Source organism: Nonomuraea sp. MG754425 (assembly GCF_021699195.1).
Taxonomy (GTDB): domain Bacteria; phylum Actinomycetota; class Actinomycetes; order Streptosporangiales; family Streptosporangiaceae; genus Nonomuraea.
Genome location: NZ_SSXE01000631.1, coordinates 1 through 214, shown reverse-complemented (window position 1 = coordinate 214; position 214 = coordinate 1). Strand labels below are relative to the sequence as shown.

The window sequence follows — 214 nt, the reverse complement described above, 5'->3', positions numbered from 1 at the left end:
TCGATTCGCTACTCATGCCTGCATTCTCACTCGCACAGCCTCCACAACTAGATCACTCTGCTGCTTCACCGGCTGCACGACGCTCCCCTACCCACCAACAACACAAAGCTGTCAGTGCCACGACTTCGGCGGTGTACTTGAGCCCCGCTACATTGTCGGCGCAGAATCACTTGACCAGTGAGCTATTACGCACTCTTTCAAGGGTGGCTGCTTC

At 55.6% G+C, this 214-nt stretch carries 1 rRNA gene; it reads right to left on the bottom strand.

Annotation, left to right across the window (positions count from 1 at the left end):
• Nucleotides 1-214 (bottom strand): 23S ribosomal RNA (locus tag FAF44_RS54270); the annotation flags it as partial.